12 protein-coding genes, 1 other RNA gene and 1 riboswitch are annotated in these 12865 nt (G+C 37.5%); of the genes, 8 read left to right on the plus strand and 5 right to left on the minus strand.

Annotated features, from left to right (window positions below; genetic code table 11):
- Positions 1-14 precede the first annotated feature (14 nt).
- From AHA02nite_RS14200 to tenA, 3 genes are all read left to right on the plus strand, one after another.
- Positions 15-410, plus strand: coding sequence for a 5-carboxymethyl-2-hydroxymuconate Delta-isomerase (locus AHA02nite_RS14200; RefSeq protein WP_146818431.1), 396 nt, complete (start codon positions 15-17; stop codon positions 408-410).
- Positions 411-416: 6 nt separating this feature from the next.
- Positions 417-1856 carry an NAD-dependent succinate-semialdehyde dehydrogenase gene (locus AHA02nite_RS14205; protein WP_146818433.1) on the plus strand — a complete coding sequence of 480 codons (1440 nt, stop codon included), beginning with the start codon at positions 417-419 and terminating at the stop codon, positions 1854-1856.
- Positions 1857-1941: 85 nt separating this feature from the next.
- Positions 1942-2042: riboswitch (TPP riboswitch) on the plus strand.
- Positions 2043-2126: 84 nt separating this feature from the next.
- Positions 2127-2822, plus strand: coding sequence for a thiaminase II (tenA, locus tag AHA02nite_RS14210; RefSeq protein ID WP_146818435.1), 696 nt, complete (start codon positions 2127-2129; stop codon positions 2820-2822).
- Between the two features lie 93 nt (positions 2823-2915).
- Here tenA and AHA02nite_RS14215 read toward each other — a convergent pair whose 3' ends face one another.
- On the minus strand, positions 2916-3161 hold the full coding sequence (locus tag AHA02nite_RS14215; protein ID WP_146818437.1) for a hypothetical protein: 246 nt from the start codon (positions 3159-3161) through the stop codon (positions 2916-2918).
- Between the two features lie 153 nt (positions 3162-3314).
- Here AHA02nite_RS14215 and AHA02nite_RS14220 point away from each other — a divergent pair, with 153 nt between their 5' ends.
- Together AHA02nite_RS14220 and AHA02nite_RS14225 are read left to right on the plus strand one after the other, a co-directional pair.
- Complete coding sequence (locus AHA02nite_RS14220) at positions 3315-3959, plus strand: GntR family transcriptional regulator (RefSeq protein WP_146818439.1); 645 nt, start codon at positions 3315-3317, stop codon at positions 3957-3959.
- A 155-nt stretch (positions 3960-4114) separates the two neighbouring features.
- Positions 4115-4873 carry an SDR family NAD(P)-dependent oxidoreductase gene (locus AHA02nite_RS14225; protein ID WP_307724932.1) on the plus strand — a complete coding sequence of 253 codons (759 nt, stop codon included), beginning with the start codon at positions 4115-4117 and terminating at the stop codon, positions 4871-4873.
- A 124-nt stretch (positions 4874-4997) separates the two neighbouring features.
- Here the strand turns inward: AHA02nite_RS14225 and AHA02nite_RS14230 are convergent, their stop codons facing one another.
- Positions 4998-6863, minus strand: coding sequence for a Xaa-Pro dipeptidyl-peptidase (locus tag AHA02nite_RS14230; RefSeq protein WP_146818443.1), 1866 nt, complete (start codon positions 6861-6863; stop codon positions 4998-5000).
- Positions 6864-7551: 688 nt separating this feature from the next.
- On the opposite strand from AHA02nite_RS14230, the gene AHA02nite_RS14235 reads away from it, so the two are divergent.
- Complete coding sequence (locus AHA02nite_RS14235; RefSeq protein WP_146818445.1) at positions 7552-8751, plus strand: DUF4317 domain-containing protein; 1200 nt, start codon at positions 7552-7554, stop codon at positions 8749-8751.
- Between the two features lie 317 nt (positions 8752-9068).
- On the opposite strand, the gene AHA02nite_RS14240 is transcribed toward AHA02nite_RS14235, so the two are convergent.
- The gene (locus AHA02nite_RS14240; RefSeq protein ID WP_146818446.1) at positions 9069-10496 is read right to left on the minus strand and encodes a hypothetical protein; all 1428 of its coding nucleotides are present in this window, start codon (positions 10494-10496) and stop codon (positions 9069-9071) included.
- A gap of 150 nt (positions 10497-10646) precedes the next feature.
- Here AHA02nite_RS14240 and AHA02nite_RS14245 point away from each other — a divergent pair, with 150 nt between their 5' ends.
- Entirely contained in the window at positions 10647-10904 is a 258-nt protein-coding gene (locus tag AHA02nite_RS14245) for a hypothetical protein (protein ID WP_146818448.1), read from the plus strand.
- Positions 10905-11303: 399 nt separating this feature from the next.
- Here the strand turns inward: AHA02nite_RS14245 and AHA02nite_RS14250 are convergent, their stop codons facing one another.
- On the minus strand, positions 11304-11810 hold the full coding sequence (locus AHA02nite_RS14250) for a CarD family transcriptional regulator (protein ID WP_146818450.1): 507 nt from the start codon (positions 11808-11810) through the stop codon (positions 11304-11306).
- Between the two features lie 197 nt (positions 11811-12007).
- Between AHA02nite_RS14250 and ssrS the strand changes: the two genes are divergently transcribed.
- Positions 12008-12187: non-coding RNA, 6S RNA (gene ssrS, locus AHA02nite_RS14255), on the plus strand.
- Between the two features lie 65 nt (positions 12188-12252).
- On the opposite strand, the gene AHA02nite_RS14260 is transcribed toward ssrS, so the two are convergent.
- Positions 12253-12813: a Maf family protein gene (locus AHA02nite_RS14260; RefSeq protein ID WP_146818452.1), complete on the minus strand. Its 561-nt coding sequence runs from the start codon at positions 12811-12813 to the stop codon at positions 12253-12255.
- Between the last annotated feature and the right edge of the window lie 52 nt (positions 12814-12865).

The raw sequence follows: 12865 nt of genomic DNA on the forward strand, positions 1-12865 counted from the left end.
AAGAGGTGAAGTAAGTGCCACACTTTATACTAGAGTACACCGATAATTTGAAAGGTGATTTGGATGTTACAAGTCTATTAAGAAGTGTCAATCAAGCGTTATTGAAGCAAGACGACATTATTCCAATCGGCGGTTTAAGGTCACGAGCGATTGAACTAAAAGATTACGTCGTGGCAGACGGTCAAGAAGATGATGCTTTCGTTCATGCGACTTTAAAGTTAGGTAAAGGGCGAACCGATGAAGAGAAGAAGCGCCTTTGTGATGAGTTGTATGAAGTGATTACCAACGATTTAGAGGAACTGTTTAATAAGCGGTACATGGCGTTTTCATTAGAGTTGTTTGAGTTTACCCATCCAACGTATAAGAAAAATAACATCCATGAACGTTATAAAAATTTGAAGAAAGGGTGAAGTAATGTGGAGAAGTTGTCACAACTGCATGAGCTCTATATAAATGGAGAGTGGATTGGTGAAGGTTTTGAAAAGATTGATGTTGTAAATCCAGCTAACCATGAAGTCATTGCTCAAGTGCCGAAAGTTGGTCGTGGTGAAGCGTTGAAAGCTGTCGATGCGGCTAGTGGGGCTTTACCGAATTGGTCATCTTTAACAGCAGATAAAAGAGCTCAATATTTAGAGAAATGGTACGCTCTTATTGATCAAGAGAAAGAATCGATTGGAAGGTTAATGACCGAAGAACAAGGTAAACCGTTAAAAGAAGCGGTAGGAGAAGTAGGTTATGCCAATAGTTTTATTAAGTGGTATGCCGAAGAGGGCAAACGTGTTTATGGCGATATTATCCCACCATCTCATCCTAAAAAGAGAATATTTGTTCAAAAACAACCAGTAGGTGTCGTTTCAGCGATCACACCGTGGAACTTTCCAGCTGCGATGATTACACGAAAAATTGCTCCGGCACTCGCGGCAGGCTGTACAGTCGTATTAAAGCCAGCTACTCAAACACCACTGACGGCAATTAAACTAGTCAAGCTAGCTGAAGAAGCTGGAATACCAAAGGGTGTCATTAATATTGTTGTCGGTAGTTCTAGTGAAATTGGTAAAGCATGGTCAGAAGACAGTCGTGTTCGTAAGCTTACTTTTACTGGATCAACTGAAGTGGGCAAAGTGTTAATGCGTGATGCAGCGGATACGATGAAAAAGATCTCACTCGAATTAGGTGGTCATGCGCCTGTAATCGTTATGGAAGATGCTGATTTAAAGAAGGCTGTTAAAGGTGTTATTCAGTCGAAATTCCGTAATGCTGGGCAAACTTGTATTTGTGCTAATCGAATTTATGTGCACGAATCAATTAAGGAAGAGTTTTTGCAACGTTTAAATGAAGAGGTGAAGACTCTAAAAGTCGGTAATGGGTTAGAAGAAGGCGTAGACATTGGTCCATTAATAGATGAAAGTGCTATGGAAAAAGTCGACAAACATGTAAAAGAAGCGGTCCAACAAGGAGCAGTCGTTGAAGTTGGTGGGGCAAAGCACATTGATGGAGAAGGTTATTACTACCAACCAACCGTGTTATCAAACGTCCATGACGACATGCTGTGCATGAATGAAGAAACTTTTGGCCCATTAGTACCTGTTTCAACATTTTCAGATGAGGATGAAGTCATTAAGCGAGCGAACCATTCACCTTATGGGCTAGCTTCATATGTGTTTACGGAAAATATGAGTCGAGCGTTTAGAATCAGTGAATCTCTTGAATTCGGTATTGTCGGCGTTAACGATGGAGCACCTTCAACGACACAAGCACCATTTGGCGGCTTTAAAGAAAGTGGTTTAGGCCGAGAAGGTGGCTATCAAGGAATAGAGGAATATTTAGAGACGAAGTATATTTCGTTTAGATTGTAAAAAAAGCCACAATTCAGTGAAACTTTTATAATGGTAAAACGTTATAGTTAGTAGAGAGCTTCTAAAACTACAATTAAATATTAAACCGATCTACTAGGGGAGCATGGTATTGCTGAGAGGTCTTTGGACCGACCCTTTGAACCTGATCTAGGTAACACTAGCGTAGGGAAGTGGAATGGTTAGTTATTGTTATATTGACGATTACTGCCCATCCCTACCTCGCTAGTGGATGGGCTTTTTAGTGCTCCTTGATTTGAAAGGGGAATGAACATGAGTGAACAATTTACAGATCGATTATGGAAAAGAGTAGAGCCAATTTGGAATTCGTATTTGGAGCATCCTTTCGTTAAAGGATTAGGTGAAGGATTGTTAGAACAAGAAAAATTTAAGCATTGGTTAAAACAAGACTATGTCTATTTAGTCGAGTATTCAAGATTAATGGCTTTAGGTAGTGCTAAGTCTAATGATTTAAAAACGATGACGACTTTTGCTAATCTTCTTCACGGTACATTAAATATGGAAATGGACCTTCACCGTCAATATGCGAGTAAATTTGGAATCACAGCTGAAGAATTAGAGAAGACAGATGCCGCATCAACGACAACCGCTTATACGAGCTACATGTTGAATGTCTCACAACGCGGCGGAGTTGAGAATGTCGTGGCCTCTGTTTTGGCATGTGCATGGAGCTATAATTTTATCGGCAAAGAGATAGCGACTTGGTCAGGAGCTAAAGACCATGAGTTTTACGGTCACTGGGTCGAAATGTATTCATCTGATGAATTTACAGAGCTAGCGGAAGATTGTAAGAAACTGATGAATGAACTAGCAGCAGGTAAGCCAGAGCGTGAGTTAGTGGAATTAGAAGAGATCGTCGTTAAAACGAGTTTACTTGAATATATGTTCTGGGATATGGCTGAGAATTTAGAAGAGTGGCCAGTAAAAGTGGAAGAAGCGGCAAGATAGTACGGAGAAAATAAAAGGCAAGGTTTTAGCGCCTTGCCTTTTCGCTTGTTAAAGTACGTCGATCAATATTCTAGTCATTTTATTGAAGATGAACTAGTTAATTAAAAACTTAGTAAAGTATGCAGCAAATAATAGAAGGACAAAAGTCAACATCCAACTGATCAAACCAAATGCATCATTCCATAAAGCGATCGTGTTAAGTACTCCAATCATGATTAATAATGTTGGTGTAATTAGTGCTTTAAAACTATAAACGCCAACTGATTGAGTTTTTTTGTAAATCACAAAAATCGAGAACAACATAATAAGAAGAAGTACAAAAAAAGCGACAAAATCCATTTATAATACCCCCTTAGAACTCTATACTTATTTTACCAAATTTATGTAATTTTGTGATTTATATTTGTTAACTTCTCCTAAACATAAGTTTAATTGTTTAACTATACATTTTGTTATACTATGCATAACAAATGAATTTATGGAGAGTTGAGCATGTATAACAATAGAACAGACACACAAGAACTAATCGGAAAATCGTTACCAGATCAAATTAGCAACTTTATTTTGAAGAAGATATTAAGAGAAGATTATAAGGCTGGCGAGAAGATCGTAGAAGAAGACATTGCTAGAGAGTTAAATACAAGTCGTGCACCAGTTAGAGAGGCATTGTATTTACTACAAGTAAAAGGTATAGTGGATCGTGTTCCAAGACGAGGAACCATTGTGAAACCATTTACAGATAAAGATGTCTCAGATTACCTTGTAGTTATGATCGGGATTATAGAACAAGGAATTAGTCTTTCGCAAAATATGTGGACAGATGAAAATAAAGAGCAATTTAAAGTATTGTACCAAGATACTAAAGAGAAATACAGGCAGCAAGATGTAATTGAATATCAAGACAATGCTGAAAAATTGTTCAGGTTTATACTTTACTTAACAGACAATAAAGCGTTAATTAAATTTTATGAAGAAACTAACCAAATATTAAATGTATTTGCTCAAGTGCAATGGGATAAAGAAACAGTGGAAGATTTTGCTCCTGAATTTGATGATTTTGCAAATGCTATATTAGAGTCAAACTTTGATCAAGCAAAAGTTGCTGTAGCAAAGGCGCTCAAGAAGGGGAAGGGGTAACCTTCCTTTTTAAACAAGCATAATTGTCGACAATCGACAGTAAGTTTGTTAAATTGAAACTGTAATCGATTACAAGCTAATAAGGGAGCGTTTTTACTCGCTCCTTTAATATTTTACAATTATTATCAGAATTTTTAAAAAGGGAGAGTTGTATGATGAGTAAAACGGTACTAATCACAGGTGGAGCAGGTGGCATTGGGCTAGAAACGGCTAAGGTATTTTTAGAAGAAGGAGCCAATGTAGCATTAGTTGATATTAGCTCTGAAGCGTTAGAGAAAGCAAAACAATCATTAAATAACTCAAGCAATGTATTAACAATCCAAGCTGATGTTACTGAAGAATCAGATGTTAAAAGTTATGTAGAGAAAACAGTTGAAACATTTGGATCTATTGATGTGTTTTTTAACAATGCGGCGATTGCAGGACCAGCCATACCTATTAAAGATTTAGAGAAAAAGCAGTTTGAAACCATAATGGATATTAATGTAACGGGTGTGTTTTTAGGGTTAAAATATGTGATCAATCAAATGGAGAAGCAGGGATATGGTAGTATTATAAACACTGCCTCCAATGCAGCTTATATCGGGTCTGCAGGCATGGCTGGATACATTGCATCAAAGCATGCAGTAGCCGGAATTACAAAAACAGCCGCACTTGAAGTTGCAGACAGTGGCATTCGAGTTAACGCTGTAGCACCAGCAGCCATTGATACGCAAATGTTATCGGGTATTCAGCAAAATGTTAACCCTGATGACCCAGAAGGTGCTGGAGAAGCGATCAAGCAAGGGATCCCACTAGGAAGGTTTGGTACGCCTAAAGATGTCGCGGAGATTGTTTTATTCTTAGCTTCAGATCGAACTTCATTTGTAACAGGTTCATTATATAATGTTGATGGTGGTATGCAAGCGGATTAACAGTTTAATTTCAATTAGTGAGTTGTACGGCTAGTCAACAAGAGATAATTTTTTGTTGAACTAGTACTATAAAGCTGACACATAAAAAGGAACTCTGTGATCACAGAGTTCCTTTTTAATAGGTTTAATTCTCGAAATTAAGATCCCCAACTAAAGGTAACTCTAAGTAACTTCTAGTAGGAGTTATTGTTACTTCAGTCTCTGTTATAGGTCGAATCGTGTGGTCATGATCACTAGCCATTATGACAATTCCAATGGATGATCCTTCACTAAATACATAATCATGGGCTTGCATGTCCCACTTGAATGTATAGTCTCTTCCAGGTACTAGACTAATAGAACGTTCAGGGCCATGAATGTTCTGAGCGTCCATCCAACCTCTTGAAACAACATTGAATGATCCATTTTCATTATAATCTACGAGGTAAGCGGTTAAGTTAGAAACCGGTTGGTCAAGGTTTGCACGAATGCTCACTTCGGCATTACCACTCATTCTAACTGAAGAGCTTAACGGGTCTGACGTGTAAACTAATCTGTTATCATGAGTATTATCTGGGTCCGAAACGAGACTTTCTGGGTTTGTGTTTGGTGCATCTACTAATGAGTGAGTTTCATGGGGCTGGTTTGGTATAGGTGAATCTTTTAGACTTCCTAAGTTTTCTTCTGTCGGTTGGAAATGTAGTTTAGTAGTATTAGCATCTACATGTGGCCAACTATTTTCTTTATGCCATGTACCATCTTCTCTTTGAATATCTAAAGTTGGTTCATCCATAATACCGTTGTCAATTCCATATAACCAGTAGTCAAACCAAAGATGAAGGGTCTCCTGATATTCAGAAGTTCCAGGCGCACTATGACCACCTTGGTGTAAGAACATTTTTCTTGGTACATTGTGATCAGATAGAGCTTCCCACCATTGTGCAAACTGGTTTGTACGAACATTCAGGTCGTTTAAGCCGTGTACAACAAGAACACTCGCTTCTACTTGATCTACATCATTTAAGTAGTTACGCTCATCCCAAAATTCGTTGTAATCACCCGTAATACGATCCTCATCTTCGACCATCTCATCAAGAATTGGATCACAAACCTCAGCGTTATCTCGAGTCATAACAGCATCAGCTAGGACACTAGCATCTTCACCTTGGAAACCTCCAGGTGCGACAACTGCACCATTAGCACGAAAGTAATCATACCAATTGCTAATGGCTACAACAGGTACAATAGTTTGAAGTCCTTCAACACCTGTAGTTGCTACAGCATTTGCTAAAGTGCCATTATAAGAAGCTCCAGTCATTCCTACGTTACCAGTCGACCAGTCAGCAGCAACCTCATCTCCATCATCATTAAACGCTTTAGCGTCTCCATTTAACCAATCTACAATAGCTTTAGCACCTAAAGTTTCATTAGGATCTCCAGTTGTTGCACAACCTGTGGACGAACCACTGCCAATACTCTCTGCTAAAATAACAGCGTAACCTCTAGGAACATAGAAATTTCCTAAATTTCCTAGGTTTTGAGGAGAGGACATCGGCTTGCCATCATATGTCCTTCCATGACCATTACCGTTGTGCGGTACAGGGGTTAAGTCATGGTCAACATCAAAAAAGTTAAGAGGTCTGAGTCCAGCGCGGTAAGGGCTCACTTCTAGTATGGTAGGGATTTTTATGTCTTCATCGGTATTAGGTCTCATAACTTGTATAGAAACCATGTCATTTTCCCCAGTGCGATCACTATCTATTTCTGTTTCTATCCACAAATTCTCTATAATAGCATCCTCTGTTGAGTATATAGGGGCTGTTTTACCATCTTCTAATTCAATAGCAGTTGTTTCAGAATTAGTTTCTGGAATTAATCCATTTAGAGGTAAATCCATTGGTGAGTTAGAGTTTCCTTGCTCTGGAGTTTCCGCAAGAGTGAAGGTAGTCGTAGATGAAAGTATGAGTAGTAAACTAAGGAGTAGACTGATTGTTATTCTTCCTATTTTCATAGAATCTCCTCCTAATAATTAAATTGTAGTGAGTGTTCGATCCCTTTATCATGGTGACTGAGGAGTTGTGTTTTGGAAGGGGAGGTTAATTAATAGTTTCATAGATTTTAATTAAATCACATGCGAGGGTTGTTCAGTTTCCCTTATAATTTCACCTACCTCCTAATTCAGTTGGAGCACATGGTAAGTTGAAGGCTCTTTTAGCTTGTCAACTGCTCTTTTGTTTAAATAGTAACACAATATTTTACGGAATATTTCAAAAATACAGAAAATGGTTAGAATGTAGTGTTTTTGCTATGTAGAAATACCTAACAAACAAAAAAAATATATAATTTCACTTTAATATAACTCTTCAAAATATTTACAAAAACCTCTACTTTTTACTTATGAACTGACATGAATGCATACAAACGTTAAAGGTGTGGGAAAAGTAATAAAGACTTCTAAACAATGGAGGAATTCAAATGACTAAAGATTCAAAAGCACCTAAAGCCAAACGAAATAACGAGCCTAAAACGCCTGATGAACAAAGAAGAAGAAAAGGCAAGTCCAATACCCGTAATACGAGAAGTTAAGTTCGAAAGCACCCTATAAAATGGGTGCTTTTTCTTTGTTAAAGTTTCGTTTATAGCTCCATTTCTATGATAGAATGAAACAATGAATTCTCAGGCATAGGAGTGGAACGAGATTGAACAAAAAAGACATAGCTAACATTAAAAAACAGTTTAAAGTCAATAATGATTTATTATATATTCATGAGATCTTTAACGTTTATATTATGAAAGAATCGAGTGAGATTTATCATCATCAAAGCATGCCGTTTGACCTTTTAGAAGAAGAGCAACAAGAGTTGTTCATGAACAATTTCAAGAAAGTGTTAACCGGTCAATTAGATGAAAAGTTATTTGAGTTAACATTCCAAAAGGACGTTGAAAATAGCAGTCAGCTCATTTTACATCAAGGCTTGCTCAGTCAAGGGACTGAAGAGTGGAAAGAACAAATGCTTAAGCTCGTTGAGAAGATGTTGAAAGATAAACAATATGAAATGGATATCGTCGTCACGTTTATTCGTGCTGAGTTCCGTAATCCGACGAAAAAGCGTAGTGAAGAATCCGATGAAAGCAGTCATGATACGGTTTATTCGCATCCATTTATTTTATGTAGTATGAATCAAACACAAGATCCGAAAAAAGAATTGTTGTTTGATTATGTACAAAAAGAATTTAAATATAATATCGTCGTTGATCCAGTAATTAATTTACAAAAGCCGATTTCAGGTTTTTTGTTTCCAGCGATTACAGACAATGCGTCTGATGTGAACCATATCCTATATTCATCAGGAAAAGCTTATGAGCTCGATTACCATTTTATCGAAGAGGTGTTAAATGCTGAAGAAGCGGTTACTGCTCAAGAAGACAAAATCGTGTTTGAAGAAGTGATTCGAAAAGTAGCTGGTGATCAAATTAATACATCGACACTTTCAAGCGTTTACGAAGAAGTGAATCGTGTCGTTGAAGAAAGTGAAGCGGAAGAACCGCCTAAGTTAGATTATAAAGATGTTGAACAAGTATTAAAAAGTAGCGGTGTAAAAGATACCGAGCCAGAAAAAGTTCAAGAAGCGTTTAAAACGGTAATTGACGATGAATCATACGAATTAAAAGCGAGCAACGTCGTACCAAAGTATAATTCGAAATCGATCAAAATTAAAACGAAAGTAGCCGATATTTCAGTCAGTCCACAAGATTTAAAGTATGTCCGTCAAACGCAACTCGGCGGAAAGCTTTGTTTGATGATTGAAGTAGAAGAAAATACAGTGATTGAAGGATTTGAAATGATTCCAGAAACGTTGTTAAAGAAAGTAGAAGGTGAGGGCGAAGACGAAGAGTAAATAGCTCATAGATCGGCCCAAGAAGCTCATTGGAAGACTGCAGAGGCTCATAGAATGGCGCGAGAGGCTCATTGGAAAACTGCAGAGGCTCATAGAATGGCGCGAGAGGCTCATTGGAAGACTGCAGAGGCTCATAGAACCGCGCGAGAGGCTCATTGGAAGTCTGCAGAGGCTCATAGAACGGCGCGAGAAGCTCATTGGAAGACTGCAGAGGCTCATAGAACAGGCCGAGAAGCTCATTGGAAGTCTGCAGAGGCTCATAGTCGACATACTCTAACAATAAAAAGGCCGGCGCCAATAGCCGGCCTTTTTCAAATCTAAAATAGTAATACCGCAAACACTGTTGTCACAATCAAACCAATGACTACTGGGATAAAGCTTTTTCTTACTAGGTCAATAACTGATATCTTCGCAAAACCTGCAATTGCAATAATTGGTGACCATGCAACTAGTGTTCCGCCACCTACCCAGATCGCGCCAACTTGCCCAATTGAGGCTAGTGTTGTTGCGTCCATTCCAGTCGTTGCGCCTAATGCTTCAGATAAAGAACCGATTAGTGGAAGGGCTGAGAAACCTGATCCATCAAGACCAGAAACCATTCCTAGCATTAGTACTCCTAATGCGGTGAAGAAGTTGTTATCTGGAATATAAGCCTGGCTTGCTTGAACTAGATCGAATAAGAATGATGGTGTTGTATTCGGGTCTGTGCCTAAAATGCTTGCAGCTAATTGTCCGCTACCAATAAAGAAGAAGGCTGCAACTGGAATAACGAGTCCCATCACTTTAAAGGCGAAAACAAATCCGCTTACGATATGTTTGCTAACATCTTGTAATGTGCTCTTGTAATTTCTAAATAGTGACATGATGATAATTAAAATTAATGCTGTACCACCAACTAGTGAAGAACCTGCTCCGTCTTCAATTGCAGGAATGAAATCCGAGAATGTCGCGATCACTACATAAGCTACGATAATTAAAAAGATAACGGGTACTATTACTGCAAATATTGGGCTGTATTTACCTTTTTTAACTTCTGTATCTTTAACGCGAATATTTAAGTCATCATCTCCGCTTTCTTCCCACTCTGTTAAGTTTTGTTGTGATGGCTGTTTAATATGTTTTCGAATCATAAAGTAAGCAATTGTAATTGAAACAATTCCAGCGACTAGCGATAAAATTAACGTCAGTTCCCCAACGTCTCCAGAGGAAATTGTTGGGCTACTTGAGGCTGTTAATTCAGGTGCTACTTTTAAGATGAAGTCTGATGACAGTGCCATTCCGTGACCAGCTAATGAAATTGCAATGGCAGCACCTATTGGTGGGAGCCCTGCTTTAATGGCAACTGGAATCATGAGTGCGCCAATTAACGGAACAGCTGGTGCAGGCCAGAAAAATAACGATAAGAAGTACGTAACGATGACAAGTACCCAGAAAGCTAATGGTCCGTTTCGCATAACTTTTTGAAAAGGTTTAATCATTTGTTCATCTGCGCCGATCGATTGAATTGATTTAAGTAAGGTCGTCATAACAGCAATAATTAAAAAGATGTTAAATAATTGAGTGGCGGCTGTTAAGTTTGCATTGAAAATTGCTTGAACCCCATCTAGAAAGGACCCCGTAAAAGCCCAAGCTACAAATAAGACCATGACTAAAGCTGGAACGACAACATTTTGTCTAAATAACATCGTTAAAATAATGATGAGTGTCCCAGCTAAATACAACCAATGCGCTAAGGTCAGCTCCATGCTTTTAACTCCTTTTCGTGAATATAGTAATTCTTGCCTATTCGTATGCGCTGACCTAGGCAGGTGTTACAGTTTCTACCTATATTATTTTGATGTACATAAACAGCTTTACTTGAGGGAATTTAAGTAGTAATTAAAGGAGTTGGAATTATGTATTTATGTCCTTTGTGTAATGGTTTAGAACAGCATTCACTTACATGCTCAAAGTGTGATTCTCAAATAGATGATCAAGGCAAAATGACAGATTACTTTGATGATTATAGTGCTTATATGGATATTGCATCGATGAAATTGTTAGATGGTGATCGTGAATCGAAGGCAAATCATCAATGTTTACATTATTTTTATTGTAAAGAATGTAATGCTGAAGAGGTTAAAGCGATTAATGAAGAGGAAATCTTTCAATAAAGCTGAGCGTTAATTTAGCTTGTTTAATTTTTGTGTAATAAAATTATAGTAAGGGAGGGTATTAAATGGTTAAAGTGACAGAAGCGGCTGTGAATCAAGTGAAGAAAGAAGTTGAATCAAGAGTTAATGAAGATGAAATACCAATCATTCGTCTTTCAATGGGGGTTGGTTGAGGTGGCCCACGATTACAACTGGCTCTGGAGGAGTCAGCAAATGATGATGACGAAGTAACTGAGGTTGAAGGGGTAAAATTTTTAGTAAGTGAAAAGGATCGATCTTACTTTACTAATGCCAAAATTGATTATACAAAAACATTATTAGGTGGCGGGCAATTTAAAGTATTACGTGTCTAAATAAGAAAGCGAGTCCACTCAAATTGAGTAGACTCGTTATTTATATTTAGACAGCTTTAAGTAGTCTTTGGTTTATTTTGTCATTTAGTTCTTTAACAGAGAGGCCTAATGCTAAGGACAGTTCTTTAAATAGAGTACCTTGGATTGTCGTTAGATGTTTGTTGTCTTGTTCATATAGCTTTTTGCCATTGTTTTCAAGTTCATGTTTTTTCTTAATTAGGGTGTTAATGACTTTAGCGATGTCAAAACGATCTCCATTATTTACTAATTTTTTATAAGTTTGGGATCGCAAGTTCGGGTTATCAATCCATTCAACACCATCTAAATAAAATGACTCCAAGATCTTTTCTGCTTCGGGCTTCTTAATTAACTCTTTCATCTTGATTTTGTCGTTATCTACAGGTGCATTGATCGTCAGCTGTTGTTGATCATTCTCTAGTGGATGTAGTACATAATAATCTTTCGTAACACCGTTAATTTTCATACTATTGATGCCATCAATCCGACAGATACCGTGACTAGAGTAGATAACTAAATCGCCAATGTTTAACATGACTAAAACCTCCTGAATGTACAGCCAAATTTATTTGACCATTATTACTATTTTAACACTTTAGTAGAGAAAAATCAATTCGTTTACACTTACGATGAAAGAAGAAGCTTTCATTAATGAAATTGGGCTATATTACCATTGAAACCATTCACTATTATTGGTATAGTACTAATTACAGAGAAGTTATTCTCTAACAACCAATTCTGCGTTGTTCGTAGTATCATTTTGTCTTAAACCTATAAGATCTAAAAGGGAAACTTAAATTTTAAGCTGGACAACACGCCTGTTAATCAGGACTTTGGAAAGTTTAATGCGGTTACCCACCTGCCAATGCGGGTTAAAAAGGCAATCGAATTACGACATCATGCGGAATGGTTTATAATTTATTAACTAATATAACCTAACCCTCTTCATTAAGTTGAAGAGGGTTTTTAATATGCGTTTATTTAAACTTTTTAAACTCTTTTATAACTCGGGAAATCGGTAAACCTACAACATTATAGTAGTCACCAATGATTTGTTTAACAAATAGAGCACCTAGGCTTTGAATACCGTAAGCCCCTGCCTTGTCATAAGGGTCATTAGTATCGATATATTGCTCGATTTCTTCTTCAGATAGAGGCCAAAATTGAACTTCTGTCTTTTCAACATGGACTAATTCCTCATCCTTACTTCGAATCATAAAGCCAGTATACACTTCATGAGTATCATCGCTTAACGCTTTAATCATGTTATACGCTTCGTGTCGATCTTTCGGCTTCTCAAATATAGAATTTTGATAAGAAACAACTGTGTCAGCTGATAAAATAATTTCATCATCATGATTAATAGGTACATTTCTGCCTTTTAATATTGCTAACTGTTTCACTTTCTCAACAGGGTCTTCGGTTTCGATTTGTGATTCATCTACATCAGGTTTACGGATAGTGAAAGGCTGGTTAACAAGGTTTAACAGCTCTTGTCTTCTTGGTGAGGATGAGGCTAGAATTAACGTTTTAGACATGTACAAAAATCCCCTTGTCGTCACGGTTTTAAATTTATAGTATGGTTAAAAT

Origin of the sequence: Alkalibacillus haloalkaliphilus (assembly GCF_007991275.1) — a bacterium.
Taxonomy (GTDB): domain Bacteria; phylum Bacillota; class Bacilli; order Bacillales; family Alkalibacillaceae; genus Alkalibacillus; species Alkalibacillus haloalkaliphilus.